3 protein-coding genes are annotated in these 3091 nt (G+C 62.7%); 2 read left to right on the top strand and 1 reads right to left on the bottom strand.

Translation table 11 applies throughout. The annotated features are described in order from the left end of the window. Window positions 1–1539 (bottom strand): ABC transporter substrate-binding protein (locus tag EN939_RS27405; protein ID WP_164751261.1); only part of this gene is annotated, 1539 nt, incomplete at its 3' end. On the opposite strand from EN939_RS27405, the gene EN939_RS27400 reads away from it, so the two are divergent. Next, the gene (locus EN939_RS27400; protein ID WP_127270857.1) at window positions 1538–1789 is read left to right on the top strand and encodes a hypothetical protein; all 252 of its coding nucleotides are present in this window, start codon (window positions 1538–1540) and stop codon (window positions 1787–1789) included. The genes EN939_RS27405 and EN939_RS27400 overlap by 2 nt on opposite strands. A 118-nt stretch (window positions 1790–1907) precedes the next feature. Beyond that, the coding region (locus EN939_RS27395) for a M24 family metallopeptidase (protein WP_164751260.1) at window positions 1908–3091 on the top strand (1184 nt) is incomplete at its 3' end.

Genomic DNA, 3091 nt, shown 5'->3' with positions numbered 1-3091 from the left:
GTCGCGCGCGACGCTGATAAAACTCCATTCGGCGACGTTGATCAGCGGCAGGTCGGTGGCCACCTCCTTCTGGAATTCCTTGTAGAGGTCGGTGCGGGCTGATGTATCGAGCGTCTCCGATGCCTTGGCGATGAGCGCATCGAGCGCGTCGTTCTTGTAGCCGCCCTGGTTGGAGAACGGCACGCCGTCCGGAATGCCGCTCTGCACCAGGATGGTGGTCGAGATCGCCGGGTCGCCGCGGAACACCGGCGGGCCGACAGCGAGGTCGAAGGCGTGGTCGGTGTAGACCGCCTTGATGTGCGCGGCCGAGTCGTTGTTGACCAGCTGAGCATCGATGCCGATGGCGGCGAGCGCCTGGCGCAGATAGTCGCCGAACTGCTTGGTCTCGTTGAAATAGGGCGCAGGCAGCAGCTTGAGCGAAAAGCGGTTGCCGTCGGCGCCTTTCTTGTAGCCAGCCTCGTCGAGCAGCGCGTTGGCCTTGGCGACGTCGAAGGCATAGGTCGGCACGTCGGCGGTGTAGAATTGCGGATCGTTCTTCGGCACCGGACCGGTGGCTGTCGCGGCATAGCCGAGGAACACCGTCTTGACGACGAAATCCTTGTCGATGGCATGCGCGATCGCCTGCCGCACTTTCAGGTCGGCCAGTTCCTTGCGGCGATGGTTGATCTCGACGACGAGCTGATAGGTCAGCCCTTCGTAACCCTTGGAGATCACCTTCAGGCCCGGCACCTTGGAGATGCGGTCGAGGTCGGCCAGCGGCACGGCGGAAAAGGCTGCGAGCTGGATCTCCTCGGCCTCCAGCGCGCTCGCCGCTGACGTGCGATCCGGCAGCACTTGATAGATGATCTCGTCGAGATAGGGCTCGTCCTTGCCCCAGTAGTCGGCGTTTTTGGTCAGCCGGTAATATTGGCCGGCCTTGTACTCGCCGAATTTGAACGGTCCGGTGCCGATGGGCGCGTTGTTGGCCGGGTTGTCCTCGATCTTGCCGACCTCATAGATGTGCTTCGGCACCACACTGCTCAGCGCCGGCAGCGCGTTGCGGATCAGCTGGAACGGCGTCGGCTTGGCGAATTTGAACACGGCGGTGAGATCGTCGGGGGTGTCGACGCTGGCCAGATCCTTGAATACGGTGCGGCCGAGATTCTGCAGCGGCTTCCAGATCTGCAGCGCCGAGAAGGCGACGTCGGCCGAGGTGAACGGCTTGCCGTCATGCCATTTGACGCCGTCGCGCAGTTTGAACGTCGCCGAGAGCCCGTCGGCGGCACCTTCCCAGCTCAGCGCCAGCCGTGGCGCGAGACCGTCTTTGCCGTCGAAGGAGGCTTCGGCCAGCGTTTCGACGATCTTGCTGGAGATGAAGAACACGCCGTTGGAGGCGACGATCGCCGGGTTGAGGTTGCGCGGTTCGGAATCGGCGGCAAGCACCAGTCGCCCGCCCTTCTTTGGCGTCTGCGCCCAGCCCGGTGCCGGCATTGCGGTGGAGGCCAGCAGCATTGCCGAGCCGGCAAGCATCGTGCGTCTGGAAATCGTGAAACCTGACATGATCGAACTCCGTCCTCTCCGCGACCCGGTCGGGTGCGCCAACCCCTCGGACGCCGGCAAGCCCACCGGCATCCTTGCGGCGGCGATTATGAGCCTTGCCGAGGGTTTCGCCAGAGACGGAATTGGCGCATCCTCGCTTGGCTTTGAAATTTTCGTCCGCTGGACCAGTTTGGAGGGCGTGGCTCAATTTGATCATTCTGGTAGGACCAGATTGGTTGAATATGCGACGAATGACAGCGCGGAGTCATAGAGAGGCGACATTTCATCTGTTTCTGGCTGGACCAGAACGGGCAAAGTGGTGCAGATTTGACCGCTGCCAAGGGATCGGGAGCGGAACAGCGGCGATCCGGCTATTCAGGGAGAGAGAGATGAACATTGCTCCGGGCAAGAATGCGGTCGGCAATATCCCGTTCGACCAGGCAAGGGTCGACCGGCTGATGGAGGAGGCCGGCATCGATGTGCTGCTCGCCACCTCCAAGCACAACACGCAATATCTGCTGGGCGGCTACAAGTTCATCTTCTTCGCCGCCATGGATGCGATCGGCCACAGCCGTTACCTGCCGATTGTCGTGTACGAGAAAGGCGGGCCGGACCATGCCGCCTATATCGGCAACCGCATGGAGGGCGGCGAGCATCAGAACAACCCGTTCTGGACGCCGACGCTGCACGCCGCCTGCTGGGGCACGCTCGACGCCGCCAACCTTGCGGTCGAGCATCTGCAGAAGATCGGCAAGGCGGGCGCGCGCATCGGCATCGAGCCCGGCTTCCTGCCGTCGGACGCCTATACGCTGATCCGCAAGGCGTTGCCGGACGCCAGGCTGATCGATGCGACCGACATGCTGGAGCGCATGCGCGCCATCAAGACCGATGCCGAACTGGAGAAGCTGCGCACGGCCTCTGAACTGATCACCGATTCCATGCTGGCGACCATAGCCTGGGCGCGCGAAGGCACGACCAAGGGCGAGATCATCGAACAGCTGCGGCGCGAGGAAACCAATCGCGGCATCCATTTCGAATATTGCCTGCTGACGCTGGGCTCCAGCCACAACCGCGCCGCCTCGCCGCAGGCGTGGAAAAAAGGCGAGGTGCTGTCAATCGATTCCGGCGGCAACTTTCACGGCTATATCGGCGACCTCTGCCGGATGGGCATTCTCGGGGAACCGGATGCCGAACTGGAAGATCTGCTGGCCGAGGTCGAGACGGTGCAGCAGGCGGCCTTCTCAAAAGTCAAAGCGGGCACGCTGGGCGGCGACATGATTTCCCATGCCGAGGGCGTGCTGAAGGCTTCGAAGGTCGCGGCCTACACGGATTTCTTCGCCCATGGCATGGGCCTGATCACGCACGAGGCGCCGTTCCTGATGACCAACCACCCGGTGACCTATGAAGGCACCTATGCGGCAAAGCCGCTGGAGAAGAACATGGTGCTATCGGTGGAGACGACCATGCTCCACCCGACGCGCGGCTTCATCAAGCTGGAGGACACGCTGGCGGTGACGGATGCTGGTTATGTGATGTTCGGCGACCGGGGTCGGGGGTGGAACAGGGGTGGTAC

Origin of the sequence: Mesorhizobium sp. M7A.F.Ca.CA.002.05.1.1, from assembly GCF_003998335.1 — a bacterium.
In the GTDB taxonomy this organism is placed as follows: domain Bacteria; phylum Pseudomonadota; class Alphaproteobacteria; order Rhizobiales; family Rhizobiaceae; genus Mesorhizobium.
Note: the sequence above shows the minus strand (reverse complement) of the source record. Positions and strands in the feature narration are given on the sequence as shown.